The following is a 23692-nucleotide window of genomic DNA, read 5'->3' as shown; positions in this document are numbered from 1 at the left end:
CTTATGTTTGACCACGTAATTATTGGTGCAGGTTTTGCAGGAAGTGTAATAGCTGAAAGAATTGCAACTCAATTAAATGAGAAAGTATTAATTATTGAAAAGCGAAACCATATCGCGGGAAATGCTTATGATTCATATGATAAGGATGGAATCCTTATTCATAATTACGGTCCTCATATATTCCATACTAAGGTAAAATCTGTATGGGACTACTTATCTAACTATACAGAGTGGTACCACTATCATCATGAAGTTTTAGGTGTCATTGATGGTAAAAGAGTGCCGATTCCATTTAATATTAATACCCTTCATGAAATGTTTCCTAAACATTTAGCTGATAAATTGGAACAAAAATTAATTGAGAAATACGGTTATAATCAGAAGGTTCCTATCTTGAAATTAAGAGAGCAAGATGATGAGGATTTAAGATTTTTGGCTGAATTCATTTATGAAAAGGTCTTTCTCGGATACACTCTTAAACAGTGGGGGATTTCTCCTGAAGAGTTAGATCCAACTGTTACTGGTCGTGTTCCAGTTTATATTAGTAGGGATAACCGTTATTTCCAGGATCCGTTTCAAGGTATGCCAAAACATGGATATACTAAATTGTTTGAAAATATGTTAGATCATCCTAATATTAAAGTGATGCTTAATACGGACTATAAAGAAGTGTTAGAAGTGGATTTTGAAACGGGAGAACTAAAATTATTTAATCAGCCATTTAAAGGTAAAGTTGTTTATACAGGTCCAATTGACTACTTCTTTAATTATAAGCATGGTGAACTCCCATATCGTTCTTTGAATTTCCTATTTGAAAATTATAATCAAGAAAAGTATCAAGATGCTGGAACAGTTAACTACCCTAATGATTATAGCTTTACTAGAGCAACTGAGTTTAAATATCTTACAAACCAAAAGAGCGCAACTACTACTATTGTTAAAGAATTTTCACAAGAGCATATTCCGGGTGAAAATACGCCATATTATCCAATAAAAAATGATGATAACTTTAATAAGTACAGAGATTACAGAAATGAAAGTAAAAAATTCGATAATTTGATCTTTGTAGGACGTTTAGCAGAGTATCAGTACTACGATATGGATATGGTAGTCGCAAAATCATTGAAGGTATTTGGAGAGAAGTTTTTAAAAAATGAATAGATATTTAGGAGTTGTTAATACATGCAATCTAGTGTGTGTGCAGTGATCGTAACCTTTAATAGGTTAGACCTATTAAAGGAAGAAATCCAAGCTCTAGTTAAACAAACTAGAGCTCTCGATAAAATCTTTATAGTTAATAACAATAGTTCAGATGGAACAAAAGAGTATCTTGAGGAATTAAAGAATTCTATAAGTAATCTTCACCCCATTCACTTAGATGAGAATTTAGGTGGTGCAGGGGGCTTTTACGTTGGTACAAAAGAGGCATTCGATAAAGGATATGATTGGATTTGGATCATGGATGATGATGCTGAACCAGAACTCAATTGCCTAGAAAAGTTGTTAGAAACAGCAGAGAATAATGATAACGTAGGCTTTGTTGCTCCTTTAATCATACATAAAACAACCAAAGTAGTTCAAAATTATCACCATAAGAGAATAAATGAATCGTTAACAACAGATTTTCCATTATCACTAGAGGAAATCAAAGGAAATAAAGAGATTTCCTTAGATGCAAATGCTTTTGTTGGACCATTAATCTCAAAGAAGGTAATAGAAAAAATAGGATTACCTCGAAGTGACTTCTTTATTTGGTTAGATGATACTGAGTATACTCATCGTATTACTCGTATTAGTAAAGGAATTTTGAATACCGAGGCTGTTATATTCCATAAGGATAAAGATGCGGTAGAAGATCATGTTAGAAATTTTTGGAAGGTATGTTATGGTTTTAGAAATAGAATGCTTTGGATCCAAAGTAGCTTGAAGGGATTTTCTCTAATAGCAAGCCTCCTAAAAATGACGATGGTCTATTTGAAAATGGTTGCTAAAATTTATCTTCAGAGCAGATGGAAGAATAATCGTTTTTTTGTGTTGAGTTATCTAAACAAAGCTTTTAAGGATGGAATTAGTAACCGTAGTGGAAAATTTATTGATCCCATACACTACCTTAAAAATGTGAAGCAATAGCGTTCATAGGGGTGAAAAATGAAGATTTTAATTATTACTGGTTCATTCCCACCGATAAAGTGCGGGGTTGGGGATTATACAAATTTATTAGCTACGCACCTTGCAGAAAACACGAGTATTGAAGTAACGGTATTAACTTCAAGTAGTTGTAAAACTGACCTAAAGAATGTCAGGGTTTTCCCAATTATCAATACATGGGATATGAGTAGTCTTAGTGAAATTAAACGAGTTGTTGAAGAAATAAGGCCTGATTTGATACATATCCAATATCCTACAACAGGCTATGAGAGATATATGACTCCTTCAATTATCCCACTAGTTTTGAGATTATCGGGAGGCTATCCAATTGTACAGACTTGGCATGAGCCATTAAGTAAAAAGGGCTGGATTAGATATTTGCCGAATGCTCTTGTAAGAAGCACATTAATATTTGTGGAAAATGGCTTTATGGAAAAACTGCCAAGATTTTATCATTGGTTATTAAGAAAAAACGAAAAATTCCATGTCTCAATCTCTTCAAATATCCCAAAAGCAATTCTTTCTGAGAAAGAAGTTAAAGAGATACGAGAAAAATTAGTTGGAATAGACAATGTTAATAAAAATACAATTGCATACTTTGGATTTATAACGCCTAAAAAAGGGATTGAGCAATTAATAGAGGCATCTGATCCAACAAAGGATAACCTTATCTTATTGTGTGAATTTAATGTTGATAATCCGTACCACGTAGAACTAAAGAGATATATAGAAAAATCAAAATGGAAAGAAAATATTATTGTCACAGGTTATTTATCGGACGAGAAGGTAGCTAATTACCTATCAGTTTCAGACTTGGCTGTATTCCCTTTTACAGAAGGATCGACAGAAAGAAATGGATCCATTCTTGCAGCTAGAATGCAAGGCACGTTCGTTATTACTACAAGTAATAATGGAGAAGGATTAACGCATGAAGGTGGAGTTTACCTTGTGCCTCCAAATGATGAGGGGAAATTAAGTGATGCAATCTCTGTTCATAGAAGGAATAGTAATAAAAGTGACAAATCACAAGTGCTCTCTTGGTCTGAGGTAGCGAACAAGCATATTGAAATTTATAAAAAAACAATTCAAAAGCTTACTGGTGGTGCTAATGTTAAAAATGTTTAAAACAATGATTGATCGAAATGTACAGCTGTCTAAAAGCTTTTTCTATTTAGCTATGCTCTTTATTTCTTTTGATATTTTTTTAATAATTGATATCAAAGGCTTCACCGTCCGCTTAGCGCTACTTTTATTACTAGTACCTATGGGCGTTGTTGTATTAAGACAGCTAAAAGAAAAGATCTTTGTACTTCCAGCTGCATTTATACCTCTATTGATATGGACATTCTTTATTGTTTTATTTATACCTAATACAAACTTTATCTTAAGAAATATTGGGTATGCAATTTGGCTAATATTCTATGTATTAGTTGTTGTTACAACTGTAAATTTATTTAAGACCAAGGAAGATTTAAAGAAGCTTTTAAGTATCTATCTTTTCTCCTTTTTATTTGTTAGCTTTTATGGTCTTCTTCAGTTTTTCCTATCATTAGTTGGATTGGAACCCCCTTTTATCACACAGTGGTGGCCTAATGGATTACCACGGATTAATGGATTCTCTTACGAACCTTCCTATTATGCAACTTACTTAATTACAGGTTGGGTGCTTTCCCTATATCTTTTGGAGAAGAAAATTGCGATTCTTGATAGAAGATTTCTAATATTAACAGTTGCATTTACTACCTTAGCATTAATATTATCTTCTTCTCGTATGGGATACATTGTGATGATGCTTTGGATCTTAAGATATCCTTTTTTATATATTAGAAGCAAAAAAGCTGATAAGAAAACTATGCTTAAACTATTCATTGTTAGTATTGGACTATTGTTATTAGGTAGTGTGCTTTTCTTCCTTTTATTCGATTTTAAGGATTTTAAATTTCTATTTGAGGGTTTAGGTTTATTTGGAACTGCTTCACACTCATCAAGTACTAGAATTACCTTTATGATTTATACTTTGCAGACCTTCGTAGAAAGTCCGATATTTGGTTATAGCCTAGGTGGCATACCATCTGCTATCGGTGATCTCCATAATATTGTTGTTACAGATCAAACGGTAGCTGGTCAATTTGAGGGAATGAATGTAACTTCAGAGGTGTTAGCTGCAAGTGGTGCAATTGGTTATATTTTCTTTGGACTGTTTATGGCGTTATTAATCATAAAGCCTCTATTACTAAGTGATCGTCTGTCAAATGAGATCAAAGGAATTCTTAAAGGTTTGGTTTATTCTTTTGTATTCCTTTTAATAATTTTGCAGTTTAACCAAAATATTTTACGTCCGTATCTTTGGTTACATATCTCTTTAATTGTCACTTTTTATTCGGTTTTAAGGAAAGAAGCAGTCATAACAAAGAGAAGATTTGTTATTGATATAAGGATGTGGGAACACTCCGGAATAGGAACTTATATAAAAAATACTGTCCCTAAAATTGTAAAGAAATTTAACAATGTTGATTTCTATCTTATTACTGATCCAAAGAATGATGTTTCTACTGCCTTTAATAAAATGAAGAATGTTTCCTTTATTAAAAGTAATAGCTCGATATATTCGATTAAAGAGCAAATAGATTTTATCTTGAAGATTTATGGTAGATACGACTATTTTTGGTCACCGCATTATAATATTCCATTATTTTTTGATGGAAAACTTATAGTTACAGTTCATGATGTGTTCCATTTGGCAATGCCAGAGTATAATAAGGGCGTAAAACAGCTTTATGCCAAGCTTTTATTTACTTCCTTAAAATATAGGGCACACAAAGTATTTACAGTATCTAGATTTACCAAGAATGAATTAGTTAAATTCATTGGGATTAATGAAAGTAAGGTCATACCCATACTAAACGGTGTTGATAAGGAGTTATATAACTCAAATAATAACCAAAAGGTATCTCAATTACCTTATATACTTTATGTAGGTAATGTTAAACCACATAAGAATTTAGTAACCTTAGTAAAAGCATTCGAATTAATTAAAGATACTATTGACCATAACTTAGTCATTGTGGGGAAAAAGGAAGGTTTTATTACCGGTGATACTGAAGTATCCAAAATGGCAGAAGCTTTAGGTGAAAGAGTTGTTTTTACTGGATTTATTCCGGATGACGTTTTAATTAGCTATTATAAACAAGCTGACTTATTAGTATTTCCTTCGTTATATGAAGGGTTTGGTCTACCACCTTTAGAGGCAATGGCAGTAGGATGCCCTACAGCTGTCTCAAATAAAGCCTCTATTCCAGAGGCTTGTGAGAATGCAACTGTCTATTTTGATCCTCTTGACGAAAGAGATATGTCAGAGAAGATTTTAATGGTATTAACCGATGAGGGATTAAAGGCTAGTCTGATTCAAAAGGGAAGAACTCATGTTAATAAATTTAGCTGGGAGAATACAGCTAGTGAGATCATAAGAGTTCTTAAAGAGGTGTTAAAATGAGAGTAGCAATTGTACATGACTGGCTAGTTACTTATGCAGGCGCTGAAAAAGTACTTGAAGAAATTTTAAACATATATCCGGAAGCTGATTTATTCAGTTTGGTGGAATTCCTGGATGAAAATAAAAAAGGATTTATTAAAAATAAAAATGTTACAACATCTTTTATTCAAAAAATGCCATTTGCAAAGAAGAAATACCGAGGATACCTTCCGCTTATGCCCTTAGCAATTGAGCAACTAGATGTTTCTGAGTTTGATGTGATAATTTCGAGTTCTCATGCTGTGGCAAAGGGGATTATTACTGGTCCGGACCAAGTTCATATCTCTTATGTTCATTCACCCATCCGATATGCATGGGATTTACAGCATCAATATTTAAAAGAGTCTGGCTTGGAGAAGGGGATAAAAGCGTACCTTGCTAGAACCATTTTGCATTTTATTCGTAACTGGGATTATCGGACAGCGAATAACGTAGATTACTTTATCGCCAATTCTAAATTTATTGGAAGACGTATATGGAGAGTTTATAGAAGGGAAGCTTCAGTGGTCTATCCGCCGGTAGATGTTTCTTCTTTTGTTTTAAAAGAAGAGAAGGAAGATTTTTACTTGACAGCCTCTCGGATGGTTCCTTATAAGAAGGTAGATTTAATTGTTAGAGCTTTTGCGAAGATGCCATCTAAAAAGCTTATAGTTATAGGAGAAGGGCCCGACTTTGAAAAGGTTAAGAAACAGGCTACTTCAAATGTGACATTACTAGGATATCAAGAATTCTCTGTGTTAAAAGATCATATGCAAAGAGCAAAGGCATTTGTTTTTGCTGCTGAAGAAGACTTTGGTATTACTCCAGTAGAAGCTCAAGCATGTGGAACCCCCGTTATTGCTTTCGGAAAAGGTGGAGCACTAGAAACTGTAAAGGGTTTGGAACATGAACAACCTACTGGTGTATTTTTTAAAGAACAGACAGAGGACAGTATTATTAAGGCAATTGATACCTTTGAAGAAGTACAACATAAATATAATCCATCTGATATAAGAGAACATGCGGTAAAATTCTCTCCAGAAAGATTTAGGGAAGAGTTTGAAAAGTTTGTAGTTGATGCTTATTCCGCGAAAAAGAAGGAAATGGAGTTGGTATAAATTGAAGTTAGTTTTACTTTCTGGTGGTTCGGGTAAGCGACTTTGGCCACTATCAAATGATGCACGTTCAAAACAATTCTTAAAAATTTTGGAAGGTGCAAATGGTGAATATGAATCAATGGTGCAACGTGTTTATAACCAGCTTAGTACTGTTAAGCTAGAAGATTCTGCTGTAATTGCAACAAGCAAATCACAGGTAGAGATGATTCATTCACAATTAGGAGAAAATGTTCCAATAGTAATTGAACCAGAGAGAAGAGATACTTTTCCTGCCATTGCTTTATCTGCGGTTTATCTACATTCTGAATTGAAAGTTGGGTTGGACGAAGTAATTGCTGTTCTCCCTGTAGATCCGTATGTGGAGAATAGATTTTTTGAGGTAGTATCAAAATTAGAAGAAGTAGTCAAGGAATCTCAGACCGAATTAGCTTTAATGGGAGTGACTCCTACATATCCTTCTTCTAAATATGGATATATTGTTCCGAAACAGAGTGATTTCTCTCAATCGTTCTTTACAGTTAGTCACTTTACTGAAAAGCCATCAGAGGAAGATGCGACAAAACTAATCGAACAGAATGCACTGTGGAACTGTGGTGTGTTTGCTTTTAAACTAGAATACCTAATAAATTTGGTCAAAGAACTTGGATTACCACTAGACTATCAGGAACTTTTAGTTAGGTATAAGGAATTACCTAAGAATAGCTTTGACTATGAAGTAGTTGAAAAGGCAAATAAAATCGTAGCAGTACCATATGATGGGTATTGGAAAGACCTTGGTACTTGGAATACGTTAACTGAGGAAATGGGTTCAACTATTATCGGAAAAGGCAAGATTAGTGATGATAGCTCAAATTCACATCTTATTAATGAATTAGATATTCCTGTAGCTTTATTAGGAGTTTCTGATTTATTAGTGGCTGCTTCACCAGATGGTATTTTAGTTACTGAAAAATCAGCAAGCCCAAAATTAAAAGAGTTAATAACAGAATTTGAACAACGTCCAATGTCGGAAGAGAGAAGATGGGGAGCATATAAAGTTCTTGACCACACTCATTTTGAAGATGGGGCTGAAGTACTAACTAAAAAAATTCAAATTCAGGCTGGGAAAAACCTGAGCTATCAATTTCATGATAAACGCAAAGAAATGTGGACAATACTGAATGGTACAGGGGAAGTAATCCTAGATGACCAAATAAGGAAAATTTCTGCAGGCGATGTAATTGAAATTCCAGTGGGAATGAAACATGCCATAAAAGCTAATACAAATCTTGAGATTATCGAAGTTCAAAGTGGGTCGGAATTGCTTAAAGAGGATATTTACCGCTTGGAATTAGAGTGGGAAAAGATACTTGAAATTACTAAGAATTCAAGTGTGATGAACTAATACAAATATTTACTCCATCTCCTATTTGGGGATGGATATGTTTATTTAGGTAAGAGAATATCGTTTGGTCATTAATATTGTATGAGAGGAAACAGATATGAAAGAAAGAAACATTAGCAATGATTTATTGCGAATTTTAGCAACGTTTATGGTAATCATACTTCATGTCAATGACAGAATTCCTCAAAAAGATTCCTTGGAAACTATTATGTTTTATTTTAGTGAAGTACTATCTTTGATAGCGGTTCCGATTTTTTTTATGCTGAGTGGAAATTTATTGTTAAGTCCTGTGAATTCTAGATATGAAACACCATTTATATTTTATAAAAAAAGATTAACCAAGGTATTTATACCATTTATGTTATGGAGCCTTTTTTATATATACAATACAACTGGAGTAACTGGAGTATTACAAGGTTTAAAATCAATTACTTTATTTCCAGCAGCGGGTCATCTTTGGTATATTTATCCCTTATTAGGCTATTACTTAATTACTCCATGGTTAAGGGATTGTTTTAACAGAGTTGATGAGAAACAAAATAGGATAGTAATTTATCTTTGGGGATTATTTGTTGTGTTAGGAAGCACATTTGATATGATTATTCCGGGATATAATATTAATCATTACAGTGGAGAAAGTACAGTCGTTATTCGGAGTCATATTTTCGGTCCACTGAGCACTGTATTCCCGTTATTTGGGAATATCGGCTTTTTTATGTATGGTGCATACATAGAGAAGGATTCGAAAAAGATTCCGTTTAGTATAATAAGTATTGTTTATTTAATAGGTGCATGTCTGACTTTCCTGTTAGGCTACTATTCGCAAACAATAGATAGTGTATTAGCGTGGTGGAATTATACTACGTTAGGGATAGTATTACAGTCCATAGCTGTGTATATGTTTTTTGCTAAGTCTATGATTACAGTAAAAGGAAAGCTTCAAAAATTGATAGTGAAAATATCCAACTTAACCCTACATGCGTATTTCGTTCACTATTATTTGATAGAACAATTGACAAAATACTTCCCTAATCTTTTTTTGAAAAACTTTTTAACAAGTTTAGTCTTTACTAGTATATTGGTCTTTATATTGTTAATGGCGTTTTATTATGTCCCGAAATTGACGTTACTAATTGTCCCAACACTGACGGATTCACTGTCCAAAATGAAGGGGAAGCACCTTTATGCTTCCCCTAGAATCTTACAAATCAACGTGATACGTTTCATTATTCTTAAGGTAGAACCTAATCTCATTTCTGCCAGTAATGATGTACCAGTCTCTACCCAGTTCCAAACGGCAAGATAGAATCTTTCCATTTCCTAGATGGAGATCAAACCATTCACCGCAACGCATTTTATAACCTGTATTATCTCCCCAAAACACAACCCAACAATCCAACTCAGCGTTGTAGTTCATTTCTTTCCAGCGGCTTTTCATGAAAGTTCCCCCTGGATAACTTGCTTAATCATATGATCATCAATGATTCTTCGACCATTTTGTGAGCCATATAAAAGACTATGTGTACAAAGTTTATTAATGAGCCTTGCGGCACCACCAGAGAACTGATGAATTTCATCAAGCGCCCCATCAGAAAAGATAGGTTGATCAACTCCGGCATAACGAAGATGCCTAGATACATATTCTTCAACTTGAGCACGATCGAGATGGCCTAGCTGGAATTGGATATCGATTCTTTGGCGTATGGCTGCATATGATTGCAGTCGAAGTCGATCCCATAGCTCGCTTTGACCGACGAGAATAAGCGCCATCGGACTTTGCGAATCCATTTTGAAGTTTAATAGAAAACGAACTTCTTCAAGCATTTCCCGGTCCAGAAGGTGAGCTTCATCCACTACTACAACTGGCTGGAGTCCTCGTATACCTTTCATCAATTCTATCTCTCGGTGAAGCTGCCGTTTCGCATCTCCTCGATAAAACTTCGCTTCAGAGCCTAGTTGTTCCAATAGCCCTTTATAAAAATGGCGCGGGGTTAATTTTGAATCTGATAGATAAAGGACATGAAATTTTCCTTTATCTAATCTATTCACAAACTTACGGATTGTCGTAGTCTTTCCTGTACCACTATCTCCACTTAGGACCGCAAAAAGCTGTCTATCGGCTGCATATTTTAGCCTTCCAAGGATTTCTTGCATCATGGAAGAATCATAAAGTTGGTCTGTTGGTAGATCTCTGGTAAAAGGTGTATTGTCCATTTCATAAAAGGTTTCAAACACGAGAATCATCCTCCTTCCAGACAGCACGGAAGGTTACGGCAGGTTTTTGTTCGATTTGACGTTCCTGATTCTTTCGTTCAGCTGCCTTTAATAGTCTTGAAGAGTCAACACTCTGCACCTTCAGGTGCTCAGGTAATTCAGGCCGTTTTCCAGCTCTTTCCCCAATGACAAGCTTTCTAGCTTTCCAAGGAGTATAACCCTCGAACTCAATGGTAAGTTCCTCGATATTCGCAGGATCATAGACAACATCAACCTGTCGTCCAATAAATGTTAAACCCACCTCATATTTGTGATCCATGAAACTGATGCATCCTGACTTATCAACTTTTCTTGTTTCGCAATGAAGAAAGGCATTGCTTAAAGTATCAGGATCGATAAAGCGAATTGCTTTCCTGTCCGAACGAAAAGCTGTTTCCGGACTAATTTTCTCCCCAAGTGCAGAGTGAGGCTTATTCTGATAACACTCTGTCAACCACACCTGAAAAAGTTCATTCAGTCGATCTAGAGTATTGGGCTTTTCGATGACAGCTTCACTAATAAATGAATCTATAACTCTATTAAATCTTTCAATTTTTCCTTTTGATTCGGCAGAATAAGGCCTTGTGTAAGTAAGACGAGTGCCAATTTTGGAACATGTGCGTGACATCCACTTGGTTCTATATTGCTTTCCATTATCAAAATACACTGCTTCCGGAACACCATATTTTTGGATTGCTTGTCGGAATGCATCTTCAATGATTCTTGAATCTAGAGTAGGATAAAAGGCTGCATGAACCACTAACCTTGTGGCATCGTCGATAAAAGCGACAAGATATACTTGTTTCTTGATTCCATTTGGACCAATAGGTAAATATGGGCCATATTTGATATCTGATTGCCAAAGTTGGTTCCGATGCCGTTTCTGAAATCGTCGGGCGGCAACTCCAGTTTGAGAATATAGGCGCATATGTCGCGAACTATATCCTTTTTCAGTCAGCTTTTCCTGCAGTGTGGATCTTTTAATTTGTCCTGGTTCAGCTAATTCTTCCCATTCAAGAATCTGGATAATCTGTGCCACACTACGGCTTGGCACTTCTTTTCGAAGAAGAATAGCCTGTTCCAATATATGAGGAGGGATAGCTTCTGACTTTTGAGAACCTTTTCTTCCTTGTGGCTTCAATCCCCCAAATCCATCCTCACGAAATTGAGCTAAATATCGCCTAATAGTTCTTTCTGAAAGGCCATTGGCTTTCGCAATCTGTTCTTTTAACTCTTTTAATTTTCCAGCATCAAGTCCTTCTGCCAATAAAGGGGATATCAGCTGAAAACGCTGCACTGCCAATTCTTCTGATTTCTTATGATTCCTCATGATACACTCTCCTCTCTGTGTCTATCATGAGTGTAAATCAGGGGTTATTGGACAATGAATGCAGAACGGGTATGTATCCAAAAATTAATATTTACAATGGGCCGGACAATTCTTGTCAGCCATCCATTGGCATCTCCTGCCAAGCGCCCTATCCTTTGAAGTGCAGTCCCTGAACTTTCGGACGAGAAATCCAGAGGGATGTTTCCTTGATTGGTTCTGATCATGATGGATGTTAAACACCCCAACCAATAATCCACAAATTCATGAATCCAGCCATGCCATCTCGAAAGAGTAGAATCATCGGCTGGAACAGTATGGTCGGATGGATTCGAGAGAACGCTTTCAATACATTCAGCTTCATAGCGCTTATAAGGGATTAATATATCCGGCAGTTCATGATGTATCGTACAGCAACAAGTGCACCTTAGTCTTCGGATGTTATAGGTCTTACTCTGCCCTGAATGATCAATAGATTTACGATTCTTAGATCCTATTACCAACATGTCTTTCCCACAACATGGAGAAGGAATCCTCCCCGCACCTCTAACGAAAAACTCCAGTTAGATTGTTTTCAATCAGCTTATAATCTGATACAATAACCATATACTTTTTGGTGGGACGTCTCCCGTATAACTGTTGGCGCAGTTATACATTATGGGAGTCGTCTTTTCCTTTCTCCGGAATATATTCATGGACATTATACTCGACCACTTCCGGACAGGCAATACCGTCAACTTTCGGTAATTTAAGAGTGTCAAAAACATTTATATTTTCAATAATTTTTTCATATATACTAACTCAAATATCACTTTTGTTTAAAACATCATTCGTGCGTTCAAAGAGCAGTCCAAAGAAATACACAAATAAATAGGGCAGAGATATATCTCTGCCCTATTCTTAGGCTCCATTAGTTAATTTCTAAGTGTTGTTTTAAAATGCCTTGTAATCTATCCTTTTCTTCAGTAGGAACATTTAAATAATACACACCATCAATCTTGCCGCCTTGGCCAGCAATGGTCAATTGTTCCATTTCGTTGGCTGCTGAACGGTATTTACTTTGGATGGTAACCATTTCGTCAAACGTTAGATCGGTTTTTACATTTGTTCCGAGAGCTTGGAAAATATTCCCGAAGTTTGTTAAGGTGCTCAAGCTAGCTCCCTCATCAATAATGGCTTTAATAACTTGTCGCTGTCTTAATTGTCTTCCGAAGTCTCCACGAGGATCCTCATAACGCATTCTAGAGTATTTAAGTGCTTTTTCCCCATTAAGTGTTAACTGTCCTTTTGGAAAAGATGTACCTTCATAACTGAAATCTAAGTCGTTATCTACCGTCACTCCACCAACTGCATCTACAATGTCTTTAAAGCCTTCCATATTAATCTGAACGTAATAATCAATCGGAATATCTAAGAAATTTTCAACTGTTGCAATAGACATTTCTACTCCGCCAAATGCAAATGCGTGGTTAATCTTGTCTTGTGTACCTCTTCCAACGATTTCAGTTCTTGTATCACGAGGGATACTTAGCATCTTTACAGAGTTGGTATTTGTATTCACTGTCAATACGATAATAGAGTCTGAACGCCCTCTATCTCCTTCTCTTTCATCAACCCCGAGAAGTAAAACGGAAAATGGTTGTGCTTTTTCGAGTTCAACCTCTTCCACACGCTTCTCTGATTTTTCTCGATCAATAGGTGCATGCATCGTTTCCACTGCATTGGTTAGAGAATTGTATACTGTGAAGGCATAGGCACCAACGGCAATAAATAATAAAAGAAAAGCACCAATTAGTACCTTTACCCAAGTTTTTTTCTTTGTCTTTGTCTTTTTATCTAAACGTGAGCTCATTTTTTTCTCCTCCTAAATAAAATCAGCAATAATAGAATACCACAAAAAATGATAAAATTAGACTAGATTTTACAATTTCTAATAAATGGACGTTGCTCGGACTAAAAAGTTACAATAAAATGAAAAAAAGTGCGAAGTAGGGATGTTGATGAAAGAGATTATCATATTGATCGCTGAAATTGTAAATGGAATACATGATTTATTAATGGATATCACTGACAGTTTTGGTTGGGATTTAACAGATAAGGACCTACATCTTTGGGTCTTTGGAATTATAGGTATTTTATGTTTTTTATTTGTACATGCGGTTTTTAAGGTGATTTCTAAGTATAGTATTACAGCTTTGTCGTTTTTCTACACATTTACGGTTCTCCTTGTTATTGTGTTTGCTATCGAAATCCAGCAAAAGGTAACTGGAAGAGGAGAAATGAGTTTTGATGATGCAATAATTAGTATTTGGGGATTTCTTTTATTCTTTTTTGTTTATCTAATTTTGAAAGGAATAGTTTTATACACTAATAAGTTAGTTAAAAAGAATAATAGTTAGATAGGAGGAATTTAGGTGTATAAAAGTTGGCGAAAAGTTTTTATTATTCCTTCTTTATTTATTGCGGTATTTGCCTTATTAATAAACATACAGACATCTGAAGTGTATGCTAATAGTGAGCATCTTGAGAAATTTTTCATAAAAGATAGAAAAGCAACAAAAACATTAACCAGTGAGCAAGAGATTCATAATCGACAGCTTATTGTAAAAATTAAATCAGACGATATGCTAACTACAGATGAAGGACTTATCTCACAAACTACAACTAAAAGGTTAGAGGGTAGAGGATATATTCTTGTTCAAGTACCTTCAGCTGAGGACCTTGAAAAGAAGATCAAGGAAATTGAACAAGATCCAAATGTTGAATATGTAGTTCCTAACTATTTAGTAGAACAACAAGCGACACCAAATGATACTCTTTTTCCCCAGCAGTCGTATCTTTTATCTACAAATATAGTAAACTCTTGGTCGCTTCTTAAGGGAAACCAACAGGTGAAGGTTGCGGTTATAGATTCGGGAGTAGAAACAACTCATCCCGATTTAGCTAATCAACTTTTAACCGGGTATAACTTTGTGTCTAAAACTAACAATTCGAATGATACGCTTGGACATGGATCTGCAGTGGCTGGAATTATTGCAGGTCAATCGAACAACCAGGCAGGGATTGCCGGGATAAATCAAAATGTAAAAATTCTTCCTTTAAAAGTAAGTGATGGGGCAGAAATTCAATTAATAAATATATTAAATGCTATATATTATGCCATTGATAATGGTGCAAATATTATTAATATGAGCTATGGATCCGTTGAACCGAATGAAGCTGAATATGAGGCACTTTTGTCCGCCTATTCAAAAGGAATTACTCTTGTTGCTGCTTCGGGAAATGAGAATAGATCCGTTAGCTACCCGGCCGCCTACCCGTTTGTTATTAGCGTAGGGAGTATTAATGCACAAGGGAGAAAATCGAGTTTCTCTAACTATGGTGGGGCATTAGATATCGTAGCCCCGGGTGAAGGTATACTAACTACATCAGTTAATCAAACATATAAATCTGTCTCTGGCACTTCATTTTCAGCTCCAATCATAAGTGGTGCTGCGTCTTTACTACTTGGTGAAAGGCCAGGAGTTAGTCCATCGCAAATACAATATTTACTAGAGAAATCAGCAGGATTAGATTGGAATCAGTCAACCGGTTTTGGAAATATTAATATGGTCAATAGTCTCTCAACGAATCTACCAGATTTAAGTGGAGATAGCAGCAATGAATCTAGTACAGGAAAACTAATTAACTTTAACGAAAATTACAGTGAGTCCCTTCAAATAACAGATGATGTAGATTGGTATCAGTTTGATGTTACTGGTAATAATACTCTTCAGTTAAAAGTTCAAGGTCATAGTAGTCATGATTTCGTTATGTGGATTCGTAGAGAATCCAATGGACAAATTCAGTGGGAAGAATTGGTTGATAATAATGATATCGGTTCAGGAGAGAGTTACAAATTTTCTACAACCCCGGGGCATTATTCGGTTGCTATCTTTGATTACCATTTACGTTGGTCAAATGAGCCTTACCAGTTTGTTGTGAATACTTCTACAGCCAAAAGGATATATGGAGAAACTAGAATTCATACTGCCGTAGAAATTTCTAAAGAGGGGTGGCCTAATGGGTTATCTCATTCAGAGCGTGCTGTAATTATAGCGCGTGCGGATAATCCTGCAGATGCACTCTCTGCTGGAGGTCTAGTGGGAGTGAAAGAGGCACCTATACTTTTAACGTATCCAAATCGATTAGATTCTAGTACTTTAAATGAAATCAAAAGATTGAATGCGGCAAAGATCTATGTTTTAGGTGGACCTGCTGCAATATCTACAGCTGTTGAAGAACAGCTGAAAGGGCTGGGTATAACAGTAGAGAGAATCAACGGGAAGGATAGGTTTGAAACAGCTTATAACATTAACCAAAAAGCAGGTTTGCTAAATAGTAATGAAGCTCTAGTGGTTAATGGTCTCACTGTAGCAGATGCACTTTCTGCATCAAGCATTTCGGCCACAAAGAAGTTACCTATCTTTCTTGTACGTACGGATAGTATCCCAATAAGACTTCCTTCATCTGTCAAAAAAGTCACGATACTAGGTGGGGAAAAAGCAGTTAATAACCAAGTTGAGAAATCCATCAAAAGTCTTGGAGTGGCAACAACGAGAATATATGGTGCTACAAGATATGAAACAAATATAAATGCAATAAAAGCTGTGCAACCTAATCAATCAGCTTATCTACTAGTTAGGGGTACTTCGATTTCGCAAACAGCAGAGGATTATCCAGATGCAGTCGCAGCAGCTGGACTAGCACTCAAAAATAATGCACCAATCATCTTAGTAAATCCGAATAAGAAAGAAGAGTCTGTAGCAAACTATCTATCTAGTAGGTCAGTTATATCTCCTACAATTCTTGGAGGGGATGCGGCTATCCCTTCAGATAGGCTCAAAGAACTAGGCGTTTCGATCAACTAAAAGACTTGAAGATAGTATCAGAATGGATACTATCTATTTTTTTTGAAATTTAATAACATTATATGGTTTTACTATGATAAAATAGTAAATTGTTAGTATTATTGGGGGGAAAATAGAAATTGTTAAACAGCATGAATAGTAAAATAAGACTACTAATCTTTATAAGCTTTATATTTGGTATATTACTTACCATTCCAGTACAAGCAGACACATATCGCCTCTCGGGTGAGACAAGATATGAGACAGCAGTAAAGATATCTCAACAGGGCTGGAATACTTCTAACACCGTTTTATTGGCTCAGGGCTTAGATTTTCCAGACGCTTTAGCAAGTGTCCCTTTAGCACATAAATTAAATGCACCAATTCTATTAACAACACCTACAAAGTTACCGATAGAAACTATAAATGAAATAAAACGTCTTCGTGCAACACAGGTAATTATACTTGGTGGACCCAATGCTGTTTCAAGTGAGCTTGAAGTTTATTTAAAACAGAACTTAGGGGTGAGTACTCAAAGAATTGCTGGAGCCACTCGATTTGAAACGTCGGAAGCAATAGCTAGTAGACTAGGTACCTTTGAAAAAGCGTTTATTGTAAATGGTTATAATTACCCAGATGCACTTTCGATTGGGTCTTATGCAGCAGTATCAAATGCACCGATTATACTAACAAGGCAAGAAGGGCTCACACCAAACTCAAAACAAACTGCCATTAGAGCTAAAGAAAGGTATGTAATAGGTGGAGAGGTAGTTGTTAGTCCATCAGTTCAGGGAGAATTGCAAGCCACAAGAATAAGTGGTGCAGACAGATACGAAACTTCTGCAAAGATATTAGAGACCTTCTACAAAGAGATTCCAAACCTATACGTTGCAACTGGGGCGAATTTTGCTGATGCACTTTCAGGTGCTGTATTAGGAGCAAAAACGAACAGCCCTGTTGTGCTTGCACGAACAAATATGGTACCTGAATATACCCTGAAATCATTAAAAAATTATCTCCTCATTGATTCATATATCCTCGGTGGTGAAGTTGCGCTTACAAATGAGGTACAAGCAACTATTAATCAAAAGTTAGCTTATGAAGTAAAAGATACATCAAAGAGTGTGGTTTTTTATATTCCTCATCCAGATGATGAAGTTCTAGCGACAGGAGCTGGAATTCAATCCTATCTAGCAAAGGGATTTAATGTACAAGTTGTCTTACTATCACATGGTCGATCATCTGCGGTACTCCAAAGCTTAATGAATATTTACCCAGAATTAACACCAGAAGAATTCGGAAATGCTAGAGTAAGAGAATTCGAGGACTCTATGACTAGGCTTGGAGTTAATCCAGCAAATATTCATGTATATGATTTGCCTGATGGAGGATTAACTGTTGACTCTGTTGCTTCTGTTATTAGTGAGTTTGAAAGTAAATTCCCTTCAGCAGAGCATAGAACTCTATCTTTTTATGAAACACATAACGATCACAAAAACTCTGGCTTAGCACTTAAAAAGCTACTTGAGGAAGGGAAGATAAGAAGCGGTAGATTTTATATTTCTCCTTATCTTCATAATCAGGTAAATGGATTTATTGTTAGAGCTGCTGACCCAGGTAAGGTAGTAGATGCCTTGTATGCATATAAAGTAAACATTCCAGAGCAAGGCCGTTATTCAATCGGTTATCTCTCCGTTCCTGATTTAATATCAATGGTTGAAAATAACCCGATAAGTAAAGCTCATTTAGTAGATTAATTGAAGGGATATACGGTTTTTTAAAACCTTAATATAACAAAGTAAAAAAGGAGTTCTGTGCATGAATGGAAAGATGGTTAGACTTCTAGGGTTATTGCTCCTAGCAGTTCTATTGTTCCCGGCTTCTACATTTGCCGAGAAGGTGTTAGTTATTGACCCAGGACATGGGGGGAAGTTTACAGGTACCTGTGGAATTACAAAGGAATCTCCAAAGGATCTTTGTGAACGAGATGTCAATTTAGCAGTAAGCTTAAAAATTAGGGACTACTTACGAAACACTGGCATCACTGTGCGTATGACGCGTGAGGCTGATGTTGATTTTGCACCATACCTTAGTGGTGCAGGGGGCGATTTCGAACGTCGTATGCAAATAGCTAATGGTTATGCTAAAAATAATAATGATAATTCGGTTTTTGTTTCTGTACATCATAATGCATCACCAACTAGCCCATTTGTTAAGGGCTATGAGACATATTATTATGATGGAGTTAATCACTTTCAGCCGGATTGGCCGCATGATCCATTACAAATCAAATACTTAAAAGACAATCAACGTTTGGCTCAATCTATTCATAGTCCATTTGTAAGTAATTTAGGTATGATTGATAGAAAGATACACAATGATCAAAGCTTTTATGTGATTCGTAACGCACAAATGCCAGCGGTTTTATTAGAACTTGGCTACATGACAAACAGTTCTGAAGAAGCTAGGATTAAAACAGCAGATTTCCAGAACAGAGCTGCGCAATCCATTGCTAATTCAATTATTGAGTACTTTAAAGCATTTGATGTATATAAAGATGGTCAAAAGGTAGAAACTTTTAAAGTTAAAAATGACGCACTTGCTTATGCATCTAAGCTATCAGGATCTGTTCAGGTATTTGATAAGAATTCACAAACAGTAATATGGGAAAATAGCAAATTTGAAGTTTACCATAAAACAAATGGTCTTCTAAAAAGTTATGCTTCTTACGATCAAGCTGTTGCTTTTGCAAATGGAGCTGGAGAAACTAGGATTGTTGAGAAGGCTACAGGATATACCGTTTGGTCGAACTTCTTTGCCGCAAATTATGTAGTTCAACAATTAGATACTGGATCTCAGAATGAATTCTTTGACTATAATAGTGCCCTAGCTTTTGCTAGCAATAAGTCAAATACAAAAATTGTAAAGAAGAATACAGGTGAGGTATTATGGTCGAATGTTCCTAACGATGGTCCTACCAAAACTGTTATGCAAACACAGGTAAGCGGTGAAACAAGATATACTACTGCTGTTGCTATTTCAAAAGAGTTATATCCAAATGGATTCCCAGCGGATAAGCAACAAAAAATCGTGCTTTTAGCAACTGGGTTAGATGCAGCTGATGCTCTTTCAGCTGGACCATTAACCGCTAAGTATGACAACGCACCAATACTTTTAAATAATGCTCAGTCTCTGCTCCCAGAGGTTGAAAATGAACTTGCGCGTTTAGGTGCGACTAAAGTGGTAATGTTAGGAGGACCTCAAGCAATCTCAATTAATGTAGAACATAGAATTCAGGCAATGGGAATAGTTGTAGATAGAATTCAAGGTGCTACAAGAATTGACACAAATAACCTTATCACTTCAAGACTTGGGGAAGTAAATGGGGTATTTGTTGCCTCAGCTCGTAGCTATCCTGATGCTCTAGCAGCTGCTCCTATTGCAGCAGCGAATAATTGGGGTATTGTTTTAACCGAAAAGGATAAGCTTTCTGATGCTGCGTTAAACTTCTTAAGAGGAAAGAAAATTGTAATTCTCGGTGGGGATGCAGTTGTTCCTGCAAACATAGAAAATCAAATTTTTTCACAAAATAACAGAGAAAATGTTGTACGCCTTGGAGGAGCCACAAGGTTTGAAACACTAGCAAACATTCTTTATTATTTTAAAGACTCCGTAAAGTCTGATACTATAAACGTTTCTACAGGATGGAATTTCCCGGATGCTTTAGCGGCTGCACCACTATCGATTGCCAATAAAGCACCACTTGTACTAGTAGGACCAACTTTAAATAGCAATGTTGAATCCTTCTTGTTTATGTATGCTCAAGAAAATAACGTTAAGCAAATCAAAACCGTTGGTGGACCTATGGCGGTATCTGAGGAAATGAAAAATATATTAAGTAATAAAGTAAAATAATTTACAAGATAGCAAACTCTTAAAAGAGTTTGCTATCTTTGCAAAGGAGAGACTAAATGCGTATGCGTTTTTTTCTAGGAATCCTTATGGTTTCACTACTTATAGGTGCTTGTTCTAAAGAGACAGAAACCAAGCAAGTACAAGATGTAGAAACTGAAGAAACTCAAGTTACAGAAAAAGAGAAAACAAGTGAAAAGGAAACACAAGGGGCAAAAACTTCTGAACCGTCTGGGTTAGCAATATTTAAACCAGAGGTTGGGATGGTAAAGACATTCATAGTTGAGGGTGAGAATCAAACATATACAGAAGAGTATGTTCATGAAAGCGAAGAGTATATCCAAAAGGTTACAAAAATTGGTGAAGCTGCAACTGTTCAGGTTTATAAATGGACAGAAAAAGAAATCTCACTAGTTTTTGAAGATAGAACACCTGACGATCCTTATAAAAATTATATAAGTGAATTAAATAATCCTGGTTCTATTGAAAATTACTCAGAAGAAGAAACATCAGATTGGGAATTAATTGAAACAAATAAAACAATAGAAGTTCCAAGTGGTGAATATACCAACGTTATAGTTTTTAAGAAGGTCACAAATGAAGTTGAGGATGCAGAAACCATCTATGTGAATTATTTTGCTCCTGGAATTGGACTTATTAAAGAAGAGTTTGAGCTTACGGGGGATCAAGGATATTCAGCAGCAGCGGTGCTTCAATCTGTTGAGATCAAATAGGAGTATAGTTATAAATTCCTATTTTTTTAGTAATTCTATGAAACTATTGTGTCTAATTGTCAACTTCTGTATTATTATGTAGAGAAAATAAATTAAATTGGAGGGGATTAGGTGAAAAGACCGCTAATCCTTGTAGTACTTTTGGCCTTCGTTTTACAACTCGGATTTTTGCAAAAAGAGGTCCAAGCTGCAGGGGCTGAAATATCTGTTAAGCTTGTAAACTACTTGGGAAATCAGCAAAGTGTATCTCTTAATGTGTCTTCTAGATACATTATTGATGGGAATGAAAGTCAAAGTTTAGATGCAGGCAATAATTATTATGTACGCTTGCAAAATGGTACATTAAATCTATACCACAACTCTACATTAATTAAAGCTGCAAATACTATTACCATCTCACCGGTTGGTTTTGGCTATTCTGATATTAACGGTAGAAGTTATTTAGGACGGATGCATTTTACAATAGAGAATGGATATATCCGTCCAATTAATAAGCTAGATTTAGAAGACTATCTAAAGGGTGTAGTTCCCTTTGAAATGCCTGCAAGTTGGGGAATGGAATCACTTAAAGCACAAGCAGTAGCTGCAAGAACATATGCACTTAGGAATTATAATAGTCCAAATTTCAATGATACAATTTCTAATCATGTTTATGGTGGCTATATGTGGAATGAACGTTCAAGCAGAGCTGTAGATGAGACTAGGGGACAAGTATTAAAATATGATAATGAATTGATATCAGCTGTATACTCTTCTAGTAACGGTGGTCATACAGAATCTAATTCAAATTACTGGAATTCAGCTCAATTGGCCTACCTTCCAGCAAAGCCGGATCCTTATGATCCAAAGAATCCATGGTCACTTTCTATTAATAAGCAGCAAATAAATACTGCAAATTTAGATTTACTTAACCCTGGATCTTGGTGGAGTTCTGTAAAGGAAAACTCCGGGGATACTAATGTACTCAATAATATAAAAACATATATTAGAAACAACCTTCATGCTAATGCAGACATTAAAATAGTAGGTGTTCCGAAATTAACTGTTTCCGGGCAAAACAGTAGCGGGAAAAGTACAAATGGTTCCCTGCTTGTAGATTATTATGTAAAGAACTCTGACGGATCTTTTGTTAGAGGTGATGGAAGTCAGCTTCCAGATAACTACTCTACCACTTTGTCGGGTGAGACTCGTTATGAGACAAGCGTCGCAATTGCAAATTATGGTTGGAATACATCAGATGCTGTTGTTCTAGGGCGTGGAGACATTCCTTTAGATGCTTTAACGGGATCTGTATTAGCAAAAAATTTAAGTGCACCACTACTATTAACTAAATCAAATGAACTACCTGATTCTGTCTTTAAAAAGATTCAGAGTTTAAATGTTAAAAAGGTTTATATATTGGGTGGATCAATGGCTATTTCTGACTCAGTTTTTGATAAGTTAGCCAACAGTGGATACCTAGTGATAAGGGTTGCTGGTGAAACAAGATATCAGACAGCTACTCAGATTGCGAACCAAATCCCTAATAATTCAGAGGTTATTATTACTAGTGGTAGTGAAAATTCTCCTGACGCCTTATCTGTGGCATCATATGCCGCAAAAAATCAAATACCAATACTATTAACTGAATCTAACAATCTGCCACTGGCAGTAGTTGATTTTATACGCGCTAGAGGAATCTCTAAAGCAACAGTTATTGGTGGAGATGCTGCTATCCCAAATCGAGTAATTGACCAAATTAAAGCAGCGGGAGCAACTAATGTGGTTCGTGTTGCAGGTGCAACAAGATATGAAACAAGTGTTGCAATTGCCAAAGCTTTTAATTATGATTTGAGCAAGGTATTTGTTGCCCGGGGCGATGTGTTTATAGATGCGCTACCTGGTGCTGCTTTAGCTGCACAGTACAATGCTCCAGTAATTTTAACTAGACAAAATGCTTTACCAACAGAACCGGCAACCTGGCTTAAGAGCTTAACATTAAGACCAAGTATTTATTACCTAGGTGGAGATGCAGCTATTAGTCCATCAGCTCGTACACAGATTAAGAATGCCTTACTTGGTGAACTTAAAAAACATACTCTTGTTAGAGAGAATGTTGGTATTGGAACACTCCGTAATATTTTAGGAACCTCACTATTTAAGAGTTACCAGATTTCCGGTGTTGGAGACAACGGTACAACTCTAACTGTCAATGGTTTCGGCTATGGACATGGTGTAGGAATGAGTCAATACGGTGCAAAAGTAATGGGAGATCAAGGTAAAGGTTATGTAGAAATCCTTAATTTCTATTACCCAGGTGCAAACTTAACTCAATAATAGTATTGTAAATACCCTAGGGTTTTATACCTTAGGGTATTTTTATCTTTGATATACTATTAAGAAAACTGTTATATTAGTGGATGACATATATAATAAA

Annotated in this window: 18 protein-coding genes; 13 read left to right on the top strand and 5 right to left on the bottom strand. The window is 35.9% G+C overall.

Features of this window, described 5'->3' with window-relative positions:
• The first annotated feature begins 3 nt into the window (after positions 1-3).
• The 7 genes from glf (at position 4) to MKX65_RS22075 (ending at position 9467) form a co-directional block, all read left to right on the top strand.
• Positions 4-1161, top strand: coding sequence for a UDP-galactopyranose mutase (gene glf, locus MKX65_RS22105; RefSeq protein WP_340905634.1), 1158 nt, complete (start codon positions 4-6; stop codon positions 1159-1161).
• Positions 1162-1182: 21 nt separating this feature from the next.
• Positions 1183-2130 (top strand): glycosyltransferase family 2 protein, encoded by a 948-nt coding sequence (locus tag MKX65_RS22100; protein ID WP_340905632.1) that lies wholly within the window; start codon positions 1183-1185, stop codon positions 2128-2130.
• An 18-nt stretch (positions 2131-2148) separates the two neighbouring features.
• Positions 2149-3273, top strand: coding sequence for a glycosyltransferase (locus tag MKX65_RS22095; protein WP_340905631.1), 1125 nt, complete (start codon positions 2149-2151; stop codon positions 3271-3273).
• Positions 3257-5641, top strand: coding sequence for a glycosyltransferase (locus tag MKX65_RS22090; RefSeq protein ID WP_340905630.1), 2385 nt, complete (start codon positions 3257-3259; stop codon positions 5639-5641). The genes MKX65_RS22095 and MKX65_RS22090 overlap by 17 nt, the downstream gene beginning before the upstream one ends.
• Positions 5638-6777, top strand: a complete 1140-nt coding sequence (locus MKX65_RS22085; RefSeq protein WP_340905629.1) for a glycosyltransferase family 4 protein — start codon at positions 5638-5640, stop codon at positions 6775-6777. The genes MKX65_RS22090 and MKX65_RS22085 overlap by 4 nt, the downstream gene beginning before the upstream one ends.
• Position 6778: 1 nt before the next feature.
• On the top strand, positions 6779-8161 hold the full coding sequence (locus MKX65_RS22080) for a sugar phosphate nucleotidyltransferase (RefSeq protein WP_340905628.1): 1383 nt from the start codon (positions 6779-6781) through the stop codon (positions 8159-8161).
• A gap of 97 nt (positions 8162-8258) precedes the next feature.
• Positions 8259-9467: an acyltransferase gene (locus tag MKX65_RS22075; protein ID WP_340905627.1), complete on the top strand. Its 1209-nt coding sequence runs from the start codon at positions 8259-8261 to the stop codon at positions 9465-9467.
• On the opposite strand, the gene MKX65_RS22070 is transcribed toward MKX65_RS22075, so the two are convergent.
• The 5 genes from MKX65_RS22070 to tagU form a co-directional block, all read right to left on the bottom strand.
• Positions 9363-9578 carry a DUF5348 domain-containing protein gene (locus tag MKX65_RS22070; protein WP_340906362.1) on the bottom strand — a complete coding sequence of 72 codons (216 nt, stop codon included), beginning with the start codon at positions 9576-9578 and terminating at the stop codon, positions 9363-9365. The genes MKX65_RS22075 and MKX65_RS22070 overlap by 105 nt on opposite strands.
• A gap of 17 nt (positions 9579-9595) precedes the next feature.
• On the bottom strand, positions 9596-10396 hold the full coding sequence (locus MKX65_RS22065; RefSeq protein ID WP_340902837.1) for an ExeA family protein: 801 nt from the start codon (positions 10394-10396) through the stop codon (positions 9596-9598).
• Positions 10389-11744, bottom strand: coding sequence for a DDE-type integrase/transposase/recombinase (locus tag MKX65_RS22060; RefSeq protein ID WP_160549919.1), 1356 nt, complete (start codon positions 11742-11744; stop codon positions 10389-10391). Before MKX65_RS22060 ends, MKX65_RS22065 begins: the two co-directional genes overlap by 8 nt.
• Before the next feature lie 44 nt (positions 11745-11788).
• Entirely contained in the window at positions 11789-12274 is a 486-nt protein-coding gene (locus MKX65_RS22055; RefSeq protein WP_340906172.1) for a DUF6431 domain-containing protein, read from the bottom strand.
• Positions 12275-12651: 377 nt separating this feature from the next.
• On the bottom strand, positions 12652-13593 hold the full coding sequence (gene tagU / locus MKX65_RS22050) for a polyisoprenyl-teichoic acid--peptidoglycan teichoic acid transferase TagU (protein WP_340905626.1): 942 nt from the start codon (positions 13591-13593) through the stop codon (positions 12652-12654).
• 148 nt (positions 13594-13741) lie between these two features.
• Here tagU and MKX65_RS22045 point away from each other — a divergent pair, with 148 nt between their 5' ends.
• From MKX65_RS22045 to MKX65_RS22020, 6 genes are all read left to right on the top strand, one after another.
• The gene (locus MKX65_RS22045) at positions 13742-14140 is read left to right on the top strand and encodes a hypothetical protein (protein ID WP_340905623.1); all 399 of its coding nucleotides are present in this window, start codon (positions 13742-13744) and stop codon (positions 14138-14140) included.
• 15 nt (positions 14141-14155) lie between these two features.
• The gene (locus MKX65_RS22040) at positions 14156-16651 is read left to right on the top strand and encodes a S8 family serine peptidase (protein WP_340905621.1); all 2496 of its coding nucleotides are present in this window, start codon (positions 14156-14158) and stop codon (positions 16649-16651) included.
• 119 nt (positions 16652-16770) lie between these two features.
• Positions 16771-18387 (top strand): cell wall-binding repeat-containing protein, encoded by a 1617-nt coding sequence (locus MKX65_RS22035; protein WP_340905619.1) that lies wholly within the window; start codon positions 16771-16773, stop codon positions 18385-18387.
• 61 nt (positions 18388-18448) lie between these two features.
• Positions 18449-20545 (top strand): cell wall-binding repeat-containing protein, encoded by a 2097-nt coding sequence (locus MKX65_RS22030; protein ID WP_340905617.1) that lies wholly within the window; start codon positions 18449-18451, stop codon positions 20543-20545.
• A gap of 56 nt (positions 20546-20601) precedes the next feature.
• The gene (locus tag MKX65_RS22025) at positions 20602-21276 is read left to right on the top strand and encodes a hypothetical protein (protein ID WP_340905615.1); all 675 of its coding nucleotides are present in this window, start codon (positions 20602-20604) and stop codon (positions 21274-21276) included.
• 111 nt (positions 21277-21387) lie between these two features.
• A complete protein-coding gene (locus MKX65_RS22020; protein ID WP_340905614.1) occupies positions 21388-23592 on the top strand; it encodes a SpoIID/LytB domain-containing protein in 2205 nt (734 codons plus the stop codon).
• Positions 23593-23692 lie beyond the last annotated feature (100 nt).

This window comes from Robertmurraya sp. FSL R5-0851, from assembly GCF_038002965.1.
Classification (GTDB): domain Bacteria; phylum Bacillota; class Bacilli; order Bacillales; family Cytobacillaceae; genus Robertmurraya_A; species Robertmurraya_A beringensis.
Note: the sequence above shows the minus strand (reverse complement) of the source record. Positions and strands in the feature narration are given on the sequence as shown.

Coding starts and splice junctions, on each gene's coding strand:
- glf (WP_340905634.1), top strand. CDS start 4: ATGTTTGACCACGTAATTATTGGTGCAGGTTTTGCAGGAAGTGTAATA.
- MKX65_RS22100 (WP_340905632.1), top strand. CDS start 1,183: ATGCAATCTAGTGTGTGTGCAGTGATCGTAACCTTTAATAGGTTAGAC.
- MKX65_RS22095 (WP_340905631.1), top strand. CDS start 2,149: ATGAAGATTTTAATTATTACTGGTTCATTCCCACCGATAAAGTGCGGG.
- MKX65_RS22090 (WP_340905630.1), top strand. CDS start 3,257: ATGTTAAAAATGTTTAAAACAATGATTGATCGAAATGTACAGCTGTCT.
- MKX65_RS22085 (WP_340905629.1), top strand. CDS start 5,638: ATGAGAGTAGCAATTGTACATGACTGGCTAGTTACTTATGCAGGCGCT.
- MKX65_RS22075 (WP_340905627.1), top strand. CDS start 8,259: ATGAAAGAAAGAAACATTAGCAATGATTTATTGCGAATTTTAGCAACG.
- MKX65_RS22070 (WP_340906362.1), bottom strand. CDS start 9,578: ATGAACTACAACGCTGAGTTGGATTGTTGGGTTGTGTTTTGGGGAGAT.
- MKX65_RS22060 (WP_160549919.1), bottom strand. CDS start 11,744: ATGAGGAATCATAAGAAATCAGAAGAATTGGCAGTGCAGCGTTTTCAG.
- tagU (WP_340905626.1), bottom strand. CDS start 13,593: ATGAGCTCACGTTTAGATAAAAAGACAAAGACAAAGAAAAAAACTTGG.
- MKX65_RS22045 (WP_340905623.1), top strand. CDS start 13,742: ATGAAAGAGATTATCATATTGATCGCTGAAATTGTAAATGGAATACAT.
- MKX65_RS22030 (WP_340905617.1), top strand. CDS start 18,449: ATGAATGGAAAGATGGTTAGACTTCTAGGGTTATTGCTCCTAGCAGTT.
- MKX65_RS22025 (WP_340905615.1), top strand. CDS start 20,602: ATGCGTATGCGTTTTTTTCTAGGAATCCTTATGGTTTCACTACTTATA.